A 14,000-nucleotide genomic window follows, 5' to 3' on the forward strand; every position below is an offset into this window, starting at 1 on the left:
ATGAAAGTATTCATTCTCTATTTCTGTCTCTGTATATCATTGGGAAGCTATGCGCAAAAAAAATATGAACGCGAGTATAGAATAAACGCCTCTGAAGTTCCGCAACAGGCACTTGACTTTATAGCTGCTTTTAATATTGATAAAAGAATAAAGTGGTATCAAGAACAAGGGCTTAATGTCACGTCTGTAGAAGCAAAATTTAAGTTGAAAGGCGAGAAGTATAGTATTGAGTTTTCTGATGACGGGGCACTTGAAGATATTGAACAAAACGTTTCTTTCAATTCGTTAGAAGAAACTATTCAAGAAAAAATAAAATCTTATCTCAAAGAACATTATGATGCTTTTAATATTGAGAAAGTACAACGTCAATACACGGGAGATCCTGATGTATTAATCGCATGGAGACAGACCGCTGACTTCCCCACTCTTGATACGGAACATAAAAATATCACACAAATTTACGAGTTAATCGTTCGTACTAGAACAGAAAGTAAAGTGTTATTGTTTGAATTTCAATTTGATAAAAACGGTCAAAAAATAGAAAAAAAGGAAATCATCACGCGCGATACTGATATTCTTAGATTTTGAAAAAGGTACACTACATCCTCGTCTTTTGCCTACTTGCTTCTTTTGGTGTGCAGTCACAGAGTGTTACAAACATAGGTGTTATCCCAAAACTGAATATTAAAAAGAAGTTTGAAAACCTCTGGTCAGTCAATCTAGAGATTGCTCCCCGTATTGAACTTGCAGAAGGGAGTTCTACGTTTCAAGTAGAAAATTCGACATTTTATACCCTAACGGATGTCACTACCATCGTTTCTCGTACGGTGGGCGTAAGTAATAGTATCGGAGCTGGATACCTCACCCGAATAGAAGAAGATCAAAACACATCGCATCGATTGATACAACAATATGTTCTGATCGATTATCATGAGACCTATCGTGTGGCACATCGTTTTCGAACCGATCAAACTTTTAGAGAAGGACGCGCTCCTACATTTAGAGCACGTTATCGCATTTCTTCAGATATTGCTTTAGAAGGTCAATCAGTAGATCCAAGCGAATTCTATTTTAAAATTAGCAATGAGTATTTAGGGATTTTGAGAGATCAGGCAAATGATATCGAAATACGCCTCACACCCACATTAGGTTATAATCTCAAAAACAAGAACAAAATTGAAGTAGGTGTTGATTACAGAATAGATTCCTTTATCAATAGCGCCCCCGATCATAGGTATTGGATACAGGTAGCGTATTACTTTGGGTTGTGATGTATATTTCGCTTTCGCGAAAGCGTACCATCCCTAAAACGTTACTGCAATTTTCCCTCTTAGGTAAAAAGGGGTTCCTGGTGTAAAATGGATTTCTTCTACTGGAGCTGATTCATTAAATAATCTGCTTTCTGTAGCAAATTGCGTTTCATTCCATTGGGTGTCAAAAAGGTTTTCTACAATAAGACTGTACGTCCAGTTTTTACGGGTATAATTGAGGTTCACATCGGTGACAAAATAGCCATCAGCTACGATAGAGTTATCTTCGTTTGCTGCACGATCATCTATAAAACGATAAGAAAGCGATCCAGAAAAAGGACCTACATTATCAACGGTAATACCACCCACAGCCGTTAAGTCTGGTGCAAGTGGAATCAAATCGGCACCATCTGGCTCGTCGGTACTTCTTGCATACGTATAGTTGATATCTGAATAGGTATACAACCAATCTGTTACTTGATACCGTGCGCCTAGTTCAACCCCAAGCCTACGCGATTTTCCACTAGGTTCTACAATGCCAGCATCTCCTACATACACAAATTCTTGGTCCAAAAATAAACTCCATACAGCGGCATTGACAACAAAGCGATCAAAAGGTTTTATAATCGTTCCTAAATCTACTCCATAAGCAGCGGGTAAAATATCTTCTCCTTGATTTGCAATGACTACTCTTGCATCATTAGAATGAAAACCTATGCCTGATTTAAAAAATAACTGCACGTCTTGATTTGCCGAGTATACCACATTAAATTTTGGACTGACCGCTACTTTGCTTTGGCTTTGTCTATCATATTGTTCGCTCAGTTTATTTTCATAATCAAACTTAAAATAGTCGAGTCGAAGGGACGGATTAAATTTCCACTTACCCATTTCAAATTCGGTATTTAAAAAACCGTAGGTATTTACTTCATCTACATCTCCAAAAGAAATTCTGTTTAAGGTAATTTGTCTATTGAGTGTTTCAGAAAGCTCTACATCATTCACATCGTCATACCGAAACCCGATGCCTGCTTGATATTCAAACTCAATTGTTTCAGATAGCGAAATATTTTTTTGCTCATACGTTGTATTAGCCCCAAAAAGAATTCTATCTTCCTTTTGCCGAATCTGATCGCCATTTTCTGGATCTTCTAAAAAGAAGGTAAAATTAGAGTATAATTCAAAATCATACTGACTTACATAGGCGTTGGTTTTTAGCATACTGTTATCTGTCATAAATTTTGTGTGATTCAATGCAAGATTGGTACGACTTGTATTCCCCCCTTCTGTATCATCTATCGCTCCAAATCTAGAAATCAATCCTTGCTCAACCGCTCGTATAGGAATCTGTCCAGAAGCATCCCATTTACTTTGAAAATGAGAAGCTGTAAGTTCGACTATTTGATTTCCAAAATCTGTATACTGGTATTTTCCTATAAGGTTGATTCGGTTAAAATTCTGTGGAGACTCTACAGGACCGTCTGTAAGGTATAATTCTGACCCTATGTAAGCCGTACTCTTTTGAGTGTTCAACACAGGGAAAAGTCCGACAAATCGGGAGGTATCAAATTGTCCAGCTTCGGCAGCGATATAAGTGTTTTCTACGGCATCTAGCAGTTTTAAATTCACAAAACCTGCGGTATTAAAATTTCCTTTATCAGCATAATACGGTCCTTTCCCAAAGCCGACATTTTTTATCGTTTCTGGAATCACAAAATGCAAATCGGCATAACCTTGTCCATGTGCGTGAGAAGGCATATTAACAGGCATACCATCTACACTTATGGCGACATCAGTCCCATGATCAACATCAAAACCTCGCAAGAAAATCTGTTCTGCTTTTCCGCCTCCGGCATGCTGTCCTATAATAAGCCCTGGTACCTTTGTCAAGATTTCTTGAGAAGATTTTACGGGATTGTTCTGTACATCTATATCTGTAATACGACTTAATATATCAATCTCTGAGGTAAGTTCTATTTGATCTAATGAGATACTTGAAGCCTCCATATAAATGGTAATAGGCGTTGTAACATCTTTTTGAGAAATTACTGTAACTACGGTGGTGTACCCTAGTCTAGAAAAATAAATAGAATCTCCTACTGTTGTTTTTGGGAGTATGAAACTTCCGTCGCTATTGCTGTGACTATGTTGTCCTGTATTTTTATTAAAGATTCCCACATAATCTATAGGGGTTTGTTTTCCTTCTTGGTTAAGTACAATTCCTTGTAAACGTTGTCCGTATAGTGCTGTGGTTAAGCATAAGCATACCAAACTCATAAAAATTTTCATAGATTTCTTCTGATTTATTTCGGAAAAACATACGAGTAAAATTGCGCCTCGGTTTTGTAAAATCAATTTTTTTGAGAAGAAATAGTTCTAGGGTAAGATGATCTTGGATATTTTTTGATGTTTGAACGTATATATGCTTTCGCGAAGCTGCTTGCGGCAGGCAGGCGCGTATAAAATAGATTTTCAGCACTTAATAGTGAGATTTAAGAATGATTTTAAAAATTTTATGCATTTTTTCACGTTAACATTCATCGTTATAAACTAAATTTATAGTTCTAATATGATTTAATCATCAAATATTTTCGCTAAATGAAAAAACATCTTACACTATTTCTTAGTCTGTTAGTTACTACGAGTTTTGTCTTTGCACAAAAATCAGGAGATTTACAAACCTCAACCACTATTCCTATAGCAGAAATTCCTACAGATCCTAATGTAAAAGTGGGTACACTTTCTAACGGTCTTACTTATTATATACGTAATAATGGAAAGCCAGAAGATAAGGTAGAGCTTCGTCTTGCGGTAAATGCTGGGTCTATTATGGAGACAGAGCGTCAGTTAGGACTTGCACATTTTATGGAGCACATGAATTTTAACGGCACAAAGAATTTTCAGAAAAATGATTTGGTAGACTACTTACAAAGCATTGGTGTAAAATTTGGCGCAGATCTTAATGCTTATACAAGTTTTGACGAGACTGTATATATTCTTCCTATTCCTAGTGATGATCCCGAAAAGTTGGAAAAAGGATTTCAAATCATAGAAGATTGGGCACATAACACTACCCTTTCTGAAGAAGCTATCGATGGAGAACGTGGCGTTGTCCTTGAAGAGTTGCGATTACGTCTAGGTGCAGAAGAACGTATGATGCGTGAGACCTTACCAAAAATGATGTATGGGTCAAAATACGCAGATCGCCTACCAATAGGCACTAAAGAAAATCTTGAAAACTTTACGTATGACGATGTACGCAATTATTATAAAACATGGTATCGTCCAGAATTAATGGCTGTTGTGGCTGTAGGAGATCTTGACGTAGAAACGATGGAACAAAAGATCAAAGATCATTTTGGAAAAATACCAGCTACCGTTAACGGACAAGAACGTGAAAGCTACCAACTTCCTAACCATGAAGAAACACTTATTGCTATCGCTTCTGATCCAGAGGCAGCTTTTAGTCGTGTTAATATCATGTACAAGGATCGTAAAAATGCACAGCCTACCGTCACCATTGATGATTATAGAGAAGGCTTAGTTCGTAATCTTTTTTCGCAGCTTATTAATAATAGACTTGCAGAGCTTCGTAATAGTCCCAATCCACCATTTATTTTTGGATTCTCATACTACGGCGGGACGTATGCAAGAACAAAAAATGCGTACCAGTCTATCGCGCAAACAAGTGCCGAAGGACAATTAGATGGTCTTAAGGCATTGCTTATGGAGAACGAGCGTGTAAAGCGTTATGGTTTCCAACAAGGAGAATTAGATCGCGCTAAAAAAAGTATTCTAGCTAGCCTAGAAAAAGCTTATAATGATCGTGATAAAATAGAGAGCGGTCGTATTGTAGGAGAGTATGTAAATAATTACCTAGAGCAAGAACCTATCCCTGGTATTGAATGGGAATATGCAACCACACAGCGCTTGTTAAACACGATTACCATTGAAGAAATAAGTGATCTGATTAATGTCTTTATACATAATGACAACCGTGTGATCACACTTACAGGTCCTGAGAAAGAAGGACTTCCTAAAGCAACCGAAGATCAGGTGCTGGCTCTTATCAAAGAAGTAGAGAATTCAGATATCAAACCGTATGAAGATGAAGCAGTACGTGCTTCTTTAATTGAAGAATTACCTCCAGCGGGTACGATAGTTTCTACCACAAAAAATGAAGAATTAGGAACCACTACCATGACACTTTCTAATGGTGCAAAAGTGACTATCAAAAAGACCGATTTCAAAAATGATGAAGTACTTTTTCAGGCATTTAGTTTTGGAGGAACAAGCTTATACTCTGATGAGGAGTTACTCGCTACGAGTCTTGCCAATGGAGGAATCACACAAGCAGGAATAGGCGGTCTCTCTCTTACGGATATGTCAAAATTTATGAGTGGAAAGATTGCCAATGTGTCTCCTTTTTTATCAAATTCTTCAGAGAATTTTAGAGGATCGGCGGCACCTAAAGATTTGGAAATCCTATTCCAAATGGTACACTTGTATTTTACAGACATCAATAAGGATGAAGAAGCCTACCAATCTTTTGTTTCAAAACAAAAAAGCTTTTTAGGAAACTTAATGGCAAATCCTAATTTTTACTTTCAAGACAAATTAGGTAATAAGAGAAATGAAGGAAACCCGCGATATACTGGTTTTCCAACACCAGAAAAATATGATGCTGCCGATTATGATTTAGCCTACGCAAAATTTAAAGAACGGTATGCAGATGCTGGAGATTTTCATTTTTACCTTGTAGGTAATGTAGATGAGGAGAAGGTGGCCGCTTTCGCGAAAGCGTATATAGCCTCTTTACCTGGATTGAATAGTAATGAAAAATACATCCCTACCAAGTTTAGAGAAAAAGATACGTATGAAAAGTTTGTCGTTAATAAAGGAACCGATCCTAAAAGTAATGTGACGATCCTCTGGAGAGAAGAAACAAAATATGATAGAAAAACAGAACTTGCCGCGATGGCGCTTGGCGAAGTACTTACGATCAAGCTTGTAGAAAAACTTCGTGAAGAAGAAGGCGGTGTATATGGAGTTAGTGCACGAGGAAGTCTTAGTAAAATCACATTTACCGATTTTGATTTTTCAATCTCTTTTCCTTGTGGACCAGAAAATGTAGATAAACTTGTGGCTGCAGCGCTTGGCGAAGTGGAAAAGATCAAAAAAAATGGCGTCACCCAAGAAGATCTTGCCAAAGTAAAAGAGACCTATCTCGTCGCGCGTAAAGAGCAAATAAAAACCAATAGTTTCTGGATCAATAGCCTTGTATCTTTAGATCAAGAGGATCGTGATGACACTTATGTTACAGACTATGAAAAAAGAGTGAATGATCTTACAGCAAAAGATGTTCAGAAAGTGGCTCAAAAGTTTCTTGATGACAATTACTTCTTAGCGATCCTGATGCCAGAAGAAAAATAATAGATCGTATGATCTTATATTAGAAAAAGGCTTTCCGTTACGGAGAGCCTTTTTCTTGAATACTAAACCATGTTTCGAATATCCTGTGATAGGCTATTATCACTACAATGACGGGTAAATGACGGGTTAAATTCGAGATAAAAAGTGAAACAATTATCAAAGCCTGTGTACTATTGTAGTATGAAACTTCTTGTATATTGAGGCATGCATCGTACAAGGCAAAAATAATTATGATGAAACAACCAGAATTAGGACGTAAAATAGTAGAATTGCGTCAACAAAAAGGATTTACACAAGAAGAACTTGTAGAACAATGTAATATCTCTGTACGTACTATACAGCGTATAGAGGCAGGAGAAGTCTCTCCTAGAATTTATACCATCAAAACCATACTTGCTGCACTTGATAGAGATTTAGATGATTTGCAACAAAACTCGGTATTTGAAACCAAAGTTAAAGAGGCGATGCTTCTTGAAATAGATCCTTCCAAAGACGTCTCGTTCTTATTTAAACAATTAAACGTAGGATGGATTACAGGGATTATAAGTATGATCTGTTTTGTCTTTCAGTTTATTGAAGACAGTTATTATATTTCAGAAGGAGATTATTATTTTGGAGGGATCTTTTATATCACCTTAGGAATTGTCTCTATTGTAATGTTTGCATTACACATGAGAGCCTTTGTCCTTATAGGAGAACTTTTTAAAAGTTACTTTCTAAAAGTAGTATCCATACTTTTTATAGCGGTAAATACATTGATGATCCTTTATTCGATTATGGATATGTATTTTAAGTATGTACCAGAAGCTGCGTATGCGATTATCTTTTGCGTTTTTTATGGCCTGATGTATCTCTTTTTTGGATATGCCTTACTTAAGTTAAAAGGCTTAGGGCAGCTCCCAAAAGCGACAGGATTAATGCAAATCGTTATAGGTGGGATGTTTTTGACAATCATCTTTTCTATCGTTGCGAGTCCTGCGAGTATTCTAGTTCAAGGATTAAATGTCGCTATTATTTTAAAAGTGATAGAGACCATCAAAGCACAAGTAGATAGTTAGTCATAATACGAGCACTATGGAGTAGAGACGGTTGTAAAAAAAAGCCAAGGGAAAATTAATTCCCTTGGCCAGATAATCATCAGTCTTCTCTCACTTAATTTTATCTCACTAAAACAAATATGATATTACTAGATGATTTTAGGTGTGGTGCCAACAATTCTTATTTGAAGGACCCTCACTATTTTAAAAAAATCACTATAGCATCATCTTCACTTTTTGGTTTTCAGTAAACAATTATCGGAACAAATCCTCGAGGCATTCAACGGAATATTTTTTTAATTTTCCAAAACAAACTTCAAGGTATTAGACCTTAAATCCCGCTGAAAAAGCGGGATTAGTTTAACTAGGTATTTTAAATATATTGCTTTTGCATATCTTTAAAACAGCGTTTCACTAATGAATTTACTCATGTCTAAAAGACACGTAATAGGTTATTTGGAGCAAATATATAACTTTGATAGCATATATTCTACAAACAAACGTGTATCTGCAAACATTAGCATTTCCTTAATAAAAAATCTATTTATTTTGTTAAAATATCTATGTGAAATTACTGCAAGAACATATAATCAATCATCTTATTATTTAATCGCTTTTCTAGTCACTACGGTTTCTCCAGCTTAAATTTTAATGAGATAGACTTTTTACTCCACGCACTGGTATGTAATGTTGCTTCTAAAAAAACCTGCTTGGATAGTACCTTCGGTCGTTTTTGCCAATTGTCCAGAAGATACATATATACGTATGTATGGTTTCAGCTTTTATTAATTCACCTTTAATCGTGATGGGATCACTTTGTGGATTAGAAAATAGGTGTATGGTGGTTTCCGCTTTCGCGAAAGCGTCCACATTCAAACTCACATTTTCGATAATACGAAGATTAGATGTTCCTACTTCTGAGATATAGATACGATCATTGGTGTCACCTCCTAAAATACCATTCGAAAAATTAAACGTTGCCGTATCTAGATTGCCATCTTCATTACCAAGTGAACTTCCTGCAAATAAGATAACTTCTCCTGTCTCAGGATTAATTTGATAGATGCGATGTTCTCCTATTTGAGTTCCATATAAAAAATCTCCTTTTGAAGTAAAAAATCCTAATACATTGCTTTGAGCAGCACTTGCAGGTAATTGTGCGATTTCTGTGAGCGTATCATTGTCTTCTAATCTAAAAATTTTACGATCATTATAATTAGAAATATACGTTTGATCTCCTATAAAAGCAATTCCAGAAGGGCCATTAAGAGGAGCGCCTTGAATGAGGATTTCAGTTTCATTGGTGTCAGGATCTAAGCTATTCAGGCTACTCTGATTGTACGAAACCCATAGCAGTTGATCCTCTTGGGCATCGTATTTTATCCCAATTGGATTAGTAAGACCTGTGATTGTATCTAATACATCCCCATTAGTGTTGTAAATATGAATGGTGCCACCGCCAGCTTCACAGATATAAATCCGATCATCGTCGATAACTCCGATTCCGTTGGGATTTGTAAAACCCGTAGCAAAGGTGGTGACATTGCTAGTGGCAAGCGCATAGATAAATACATCATTTTCTTGAAAATTGGAGACATAAATATCTCCGTTTGAAGTAATACCCATCCCATCACAAAAGGAGCCTTCGGTCACCGTTGTGACCGTTTGTGTATGCATTAGTATAGAGAATAATAGCATATAAAGCGTCGTAATTGTTTTCATAAACTGTTCGGTTTTTAAATCCAGATTACGTGATAGAACTTCACGATGAGGCTTAAAGAAGTGATAAAATATGATGCTTTCTGAGTTTTAGCATAGCACTGCTATGGTTAAACTCAAAAACGTACTATAATGGTATATTTTGAAGCATCTTCAAGACGGAATAGATTTTCTAATGCGTGATCTGGGTTATATTGATGAAGTCCAAATTAAAAACCAATCATTTTATCCTACGACAGTATGGGTGCACGAGTACAAGTCTAACCCTATATTATGCTACTTTTCGGCTTTTTATATATTCACTAGGGGTCTGTGAAGTCACATTTTTAAAGGCTTTATTAAAGGTTGACTTTGAGTTAAAGCCAGCGTCAAAAGCAATGGCTAATAAGGTCTGTTTGAGATGTAATTCCCGATCAATACTTTCTAATACATCCTGTACACGATGCGTATTGATGTAATCATAAAAGGATTTTTGATAAATCTGATTCAATAACCAAGATAGATTATTGGGAGACGTGTTTAATTTTTCGGCCAGTGTTTTAAGAGAAAGATCGGATGTTTTATAAATCGCTTCCTCTTGAATAAAGAATTTTAATCGTTTTTGTAGTTGTTGTATTTCGTCTGGTTTCAAACGTGCTTTTTCATCTTTGTTTTTAGGTTGTAGCAGCATTCTAAAAATTTCTGGCTGACGTAAACTATAATAACCAACAATATAAATAAACAACGGAATAGAGACCCACATCACCGCATAATTGAGGACTGTGCTTATACTTGATAGTTTAAAAACCATCCCTAGGAAACTAGCTAACCACAATACCGTAAACAAAGCTACGGCTCCTAGTACCCATCCAACATAACGTCGTATCACAAGCACATAAGACACTTGATGCTCCATCACTTTTTTGTGTTTCTTAAAGAGTTGAAAAGAAGCGATTGTATAACAGAGAAAACTTAGAAGGCCTCCCATTTCTGCAAAGAACCAAAAATAGGATACGAAGCGTATTTCCTTAAGAAAAGCCATTATTTCTTCTGACGCTACGTATATCCCTAACGTAATAATGATGTGTATAATAGCTGGTAAGTAGTGCCAAAAAGAAAGCTTGAATGTTGGTTTTTCCTTAAAAATAAGACGTCGTATATAGCAATAGATCAAAGGACCAAAAAGAAAAATAGTCACGTCTACCAGACCCGCTACATAATACACCCAAGGTGCTTGTATCCTAAAAGCCACGACACGTCCAAAAAGCATGATCACCGCAATACTTATAGCTATAGATAATACATCATTGGCTGCTTTATTGCGATTGTCTATAAAGCGTAAAGTGATGGCCAGAAAAATTCCCTGACTCACCCCTAAAAATAAAACAACATCTAGCAGTGTAAATGACATGTTTACGTAAGTTTCATTCATATATTTTCTGGAATTGGAAAGTAATCCCTTTGACAATATCTAGCTTAAATCACTAATAGTAAAGCACTTTAGCATTTAAATTTAGAAATATAAGAAATCAAAGTTTGCGGGTCTTTATTTGGGACAACTTATGAGTCTATGTGGGTACGATGATACGATATATCCCTGTGTATTCTTAATACGCTTTCGCGAAAGCGTATATGTAAAAAATCTAAAAATGATAAAAAGCATCTTCAAAATGAGTGAGTTCCTCTTGTTTCTCATTTTTAAGAATGGCAATAATATCAAAGCGAACCTCAACGTCAAGATCATTGGAGACCACATATTCATCGGTTACTTTTACAATGTTTTTAATTTTAGCAGGAGTTACGAATGTTTGAGGGTCTCCAAAAAACTCGGAGTTTCTCGTTTTCACCTCCACCACCACAAGCGTTCCTTTTTCTTTTTGACAAACAATATCGATCTCTGCTTTATTGTAAAACCAGTTACGATCCAAAATGGTATACCCTTGTTTGATTAAATACAAGGTGGCGTATTCTTCACCCCATTCTCCTAGTTCGTTGTGTGTCATTTGAACTTCATTTTCATTTCCGCGAAGGCGGGAATCTTATAGTTATTATTCCTTTTCTATCTCGGGTTGATCTTTCACCTTAAACATAAAATATCGGGTCTTTCATTAGTATTGAGTATTGTAATACGCTCTTCGCAAAGAATCTACTTTCTTTTTTAGTTTCCATGGAGGTAATCCTACAGAAATTCGTCTCTCGTCTAAATTTTTAAAATTTTTAATGCGACTACTATCTACATTGTCATAAATACCATAGTCAAAAACACCCCTTGGTCGTTGCTGACTATCGAGCATTGTTCCTAAAATGTCTGCGGGAGCTTCTCCATTACGTATCATGGCATGAAGAATAGGTTTAAAATAGGTCGTATCATCAAAATGAAAAAATAATGTTCTTAATCCAACTCGCTCTCCCATTTGTATATTGTCTTTCCCTAAAATCTTAGTAGAGGGATATCCATACGCTTTAAAAATCTCTTTGATACGAAGTTGATGAATGCTATCTATTCTTTTCATTTCGACATAATCCACAGGCTTTTGTCGCACTACTTGATCTAAGTTGTTCATGGCAATCACTTCTTCTCGTAGTTCTTTATCAATCCCTTCTTTAAATTCAGTAGCAAATCGAGCTGCATTTCTTTCTAGGTATCGCCATTCTTCATACTCGTGAAGAATGTTAAACACATCATTATTTACAAAGGAGTTAAAAGACATTCCTTCTTTCAGCATACGTTCTATATATGGAAATGCTGCTTGTGGCTTCCCTACTTTAATACTTAGTTTAGCCATCATTTCGGGTTCTCGAGTGATAGACTGATTTAAAAGTCCGCAGCGAGATTCGACTTCTTTTAATAGATCGTAGGCTTTCTGATAGTCTTTTTCCCAATAAGCAAGTTCAGCTTTATATACATCTTGATAATAGGATTCTATATAGTCACAAGGTTCTTTTTCTTGACAAGAGACGCAAAATAATAAACAAAGTAGCAAAATTCTATACATAGGTAAGGATTGTTTGTTTATTTGTCACTTCTAGCGTTACTTCTGCTCCCATAATCATCGCACGATTATCATCTACGTGACCCGCTGGAAAATCAAAAGCAACGGGATAGGTACATTCGCCTATCGCATCCATTACAATTTCTTGTGCGGTCTTCCCAAAAGGAATCCGATTGTCATGCATTTTGGTCATCCCCCCTACGATAAGTCCAGCAAGGTGATCTAGCATTTTATTGCGTTTCAGGTTCATAACCATTCGGTCTATATGATAAAGGTATTCATCTAGATCTTCTATAAAAAGTACTTTCCCTTCGGTATCTAGTTCAGAATTGCTTCCGCACATAGAATAGAGCATGGATAGATTCCCACCTACAAGCTGACCTTTGGCTGTGCCTAGTCTATTTAGAGGGTGAGAAGTCTCGTAGGTAATATCAGGTTGTTCGCCAAAAAGGGATTTTTTTAAGGACGCTTTCGCGAAAGCGGTATTCTCCTTCACACTCACAGGCATCGTTCCATGAATGGTTTTGAAACCAATCTTATGCAAATGGTTGTGAAACACGGTCACATCCGAATAGCCAACAATCCACTTCGGGTATTTTACAAATTTGTAAAAGTCGATTTGGTCAATAATACGCACTGAACCATAACCGCCTCGGGCACACCATATCGCTTTAATCTCAGGATTATCTAGCATTTCTTGAAAATCACGAGCGCGCTCAATATCTGTCCCTGCATATTGGTTGTCTGAAGCACCAATGGTTTTTCCAATCACAGGAACGAGTCCCCAACTTTTAATAAGTTGAATCCCATCTTCAAGTTCTTCTAACGAAATTTGACGAGCCGTTGCAACAAGCGCTACACGGTCTCCTTTTTTAAGAAATGGTGGTGTTATCAATGGAAGTATCGTTTAGACGTACAAGTTACTATATTTCTCAGAATCAAAATAACCAAAAATCGTTAGTACTCATAGATGAGTACCAACGATTTGGAAAAGGGACAACACATTGACCTACTAATTTCTTGCCGTTACTTTTTTAAATCCAAATAATAACTTGAGCTTTCTCAATAGTACCTGCGGCACCTACTGGATTTGCTTGTAATACTACAGTATACTTTCCTTTTTCTAACTTTCCTGGATATTCTTTTTTAAGCGGATTGCCTTGTGCATAGGTCAATAGATGAATGATATCAAAGGCTTCGACAGGTTCTAACATTTCTCCTGGAAAGAAAGGCATCGGTGCTCTTTTGATAGTTCCTATAAGCTTGCCTTCTTTATAGAGTTGTGTTTCAAATTCAAAAAGTACGACTCCTCTTCCTTGATCATCTTTGCGTAAATCTTTCCCGTCAAAAGAAAAGATGATAGGAAAATTACCTGTTTTGAACTTTTTAAATAATTCTACAACATTTCCTGCTTCCAACTCTGTTGTGATAGTACTTTTTCCGTCTATCTGAATTTTACCTTCCACCTGTGACGCTTCGATTGTGTTTAAAACAGCCGTAGTCATTATTGTTTTGGATGGTGTTGCAGCCATCCATGTTATAAAGATGATGGATGCCATGATTCCTGTTGTTATGTATGTTTTCATGAT

11 protein-coding genes are annotated in these 14,000 nt (G+C 36.4%); 4 read left to right on the plus strand and 7 right to left on the minus strand.

Features of this window, described 5'->3' with window-relative positions:
• The gene (locus tag Q0505_RS20135; RefSeq protein ID WP_299217071.1) at positions 1 to 588 is read left to right on the plus strand and encodes a hypothetical protein; all 588 of its coding nucleotides are present in this window, start codon (positions 1 to 3) and stop codon (positions 586 to 588) included.
• Entirely contained in the window at positions 585 to 1,271 is a 687-nt protein-coding gene (locus Q0505_RS20140; RefSeq protein WP_299217074.1) for a DUF2490 domain-containing protein, read from the plus strand. The genes Q0505_RS20135 and Q0505_RS20140 overlap by 4 nt, the downstream gene beginning before the upstream one ends.
• Positions 1,272 to 1,304: 33 nt before the next feature.
• Here Q0505_RS20140 and Q0505_RS20145 read toward each other — a convergent pair whose 3' ends face one another.
• The gene (locus Q0505_RS20145) at positions 1,305 to 3,539 is read right to left on the minus strand and encodes a TonB-dependent receptor plug domain-containing protein (RefSeq protein ID WP_299217077.1); all 2,235 of its coding nucleotides are present in this window, start codon (positions 3,537 to 3,539) and stop codon (positions 1,305 to 1,307) included.
• A gap of 309 nt (positions 3,540 to 3,848) precedes the next feature.
• Between Q0505_RS20145 and Q0505_RS20150 the strand changes: the two genes are divergently transcribed.
• Positions 3,849 to 6,683 carry a pitrilysin family protein gene (locus tag Q0505_RS20150; protein WP_299217080.1) on the plus strand — a complete coding sequence of 945 codons (2,835 nt, stop codon included), beginning with the start codon at positions 3,849 to 3,851 and terminating at the stop codon, positions 6,681 to 6,683.
• 230 nt (positions 6,684 to 6,913) lie between these two features.
• Entirely contained in the window at positions 6,914 to 7,741 is an 828-nt protein-coding gene (locus tag Q0505_RS20155) for a helix-turn-helix transcriptional regulator (protein ID WP_299217083.1), read from the plus strand.
• A gap of 675 nt (positions 7,742 to 8,416) precedes the next feature.
• Here Q0505_RS20155 and Q0505_RS20160 read toward each other — a convergent pair.
• The 6 genes from Q0505_RS20160 to Q0505_RS20185 all read right to left on the minus strand — a co-directional run bounded on the left by Q0505_RS20160 (position 8,417) and on the right by Q0505_RS20185 (position 13,997).
• Positions 8,417 to 9,442 carry a hypothetical protein gene (locus Q0505_RS20160; RefSeq protein ID WP_299217086.1) on the minus strand — a complete coding sequence of 342 codons (1,026 nt, stop codon included), beginning with the start codon at positions 9,440 to 9,442 and terminating at the stop codon, positions 8,417 to 8,419.
• 268 nt (positions 9,443 to 9,710) lie between these two features.
• The gene (locus Q0505_RS20165) at positions 9,711 to 10,829 is read right to left on the minus strand and encodes an AraC family transcriptional regulator (protein ID WP_299217089.1); all 1,119 of its coding nucleotides are present in this window, start codon (positions 10,827 to 10,829) and stop codon (positions 9,711 to 9,713) included.
• Positions 10,830 to 11,061: 232 nt separating this feature from the next.
• Complete coding sequence (locus Q0505_RS20170) at positions 11,062 to 11,421, minus strand: YraN family protein (RefSeq protein WP_299217092.1); 360 nt, start codon at positions 11,419 to 11,421, stop codon at positions 11,062 to 11,064.
• Positions 11,422 to 11,526: 105 nt separating this feature from the next.
• A complete protein-coding gene (locus Q0505_RS20175; RefSeq protein ID WP_299217095.1) occupies positions 11,527 to 12,414 on the minus strand; it encodes a hypothetical protein in 888 nt (295 codons plus the stop codon).
• Positions 12,407 to 13,306, minus strand: a complete 900-nt coding sequence (locus Q0505_RS20180; RefSeq protein ID WP_299217098.1) for an LD-carboxypeptidase — start codon at positions 13,304 to 13,306, stop codon at positions 12,407 to 12,409. Before Q0505_RS20180 ends, Q0505_RS20175 begins: the two co-directional genes overlap by 8 nt.
• A gap of 139 nt (positions 13,307 to 13,445) precedes the next feature.
• On the minus strand, positions 13,446 to 13,997 hold the full coding sequence (locus Q0505_RS20185; RefSeq protein ID WP_299217101.1) for a hypothetical protein: 552 nt from the start codon (positions 13,995 to 13,997) through the stop codon (positions 13,446 to 13,448).
• Positions 13,998 to 14,000: the final 3 nt, after the last annotated feature.

The organism is uncultured Dokdonia sp. (genome assembly GCF_937910895.1).
GTDB lineage: Bacteria > Bacteroidota > Bacteroidia > Flavobacteriales > Flavobacteriaceae > Dokdonia.